Raw genomic sequence first — 887 nt, 5'->3', positions numbered from 1 at the left:
TCCTGACCCCGCCCCCGGTGAGCAGGGCGACGATCCGCTCGCCGGGGGCGGGGTCAGGACGCTGCGTCTGCACTCCACCCTCTAGGCTCGGTGCCATGTTCTGGGCGATGTTCGCGGTGGCCGCCGGTTTCCTGGGCCTGACCGTCCTCGGGGTGTTCGCTCTCCGGGTCTTCGTGGAGGCGCAGCGCCTCGGGCGGCAGGTCGCGGAGTCGGCGCGCCGCATCAGCAGGGCGGCCGAGGACCTGGAGCGGGCGGCCACGGGCGTCGCCCGGTCCGTGGACGCGCTGTGAGTGGTCCGTCACCCTGTCGTCCTGTCGTGTCCGGCGGGTACGCTGCTGGTCGCGGACCGGAGAACGAGGCCCCGGCCGCGGGCGGGCGTACGCACGGGGGATTGCCCTCCGTTCACCCCCGGGCGTTACGATCGCTGCCAGAGCGATGGGTCGGACCTGGGTCCGGCCGGTCGGACAGCCACCCACCCAGCCGCCTCGGTGAGAAGGTAAAGACATATGTTCGGAAGGCTCGGAGCCCCCGAGATCATCCTCATCCTCGTCGTCATCGTGCTGCTGTTCGGCGCGAAGAAGCTTCCGGACATGGCGCGCTCGCTCGGCAGGTCCGCCCGCATCCTCAAGAGCGAGGCCAAGGCGATGAAGGAGGAGAGCCGTACCTCCACTCCGGCGCCCGCCGAGGAGCAGCCTCCCGCTCCGCGCGTCATCCAGGCGGCCCCCGGTGACGTGACCAGCTCACGCCCGGTCAGCGAGCCGACGGACACCACCAAGCGCTGACGCACGGCCGTACAAGCGCTGACGCACGGCCGGACTGCTCCGGCCTCCGCACGAGATGAGGACGTGGGTTGCTCAAGCCTGCCCGAAAAAAGGTGAAGGACCCCG

Annotated in this window: 2 protein-coding genes; both read left to right on the top strand. The window is 70.8% G+C overall.

Going from position 1 to position 887, the window contains the following annotated elements; genetic code table 11:
• The first annotated feature begins 95 nt into the window (after window positions 1–95).
• Window positions 96–290, top strand: coding sequence for a hypothetical protein (locus tag CCN35_RS27220; RefSeq protein WP_067394915.1), 195 nt, complete (start codon window positions 96–98; stop codon window positions 288–290).
• Window positions 291–506: 216 nt separating this feature from the next.
• Window positions 507–782 (top strand): Sec-independent protein translocase subunit TatA, encoded by a 276-nt coding sequence (gene tatA / locus CCN35_RS27215; protein ID WP_067394918.1) that lies wholly within the window; start codon window positions 507–509, stop codon window positions 780–782.
• Window positions 783–887 lie beyond the last annotated feature (105 nt).

Origin of the sequence: Streptomyces thermovulgaris (genome assembly GCF_002155915.1) — a bacterium.
Taxonomy (GTDB): domain Bacteria; phylum Actinomycetota; class Actinomycetes; order Streptomycetales; family Streptomycetaceae; genus Streptomyces; species Streptomyces thermovulgaris.
Note: the sequence above shows the minus strand (reverse complement) of the source record. Positions and strands in the feature narration are given on the sequence as shown.

Coding starts and splice junctions, on each gene's coding strand:
- CCN35_RS27220 (WP_067394915.1), top strand. CDS start 96: ATGTTCTGGGCGATGTTCGCGGTGGCCGCCGGTTTCCTGGGCCTGACC.
- tatA (WP_067394918.1), top strand. CDS start 507: ATGTTCGGAAGGCTCGGAGCCCCCGAGATCATCCTCATCCTCGTCGTC.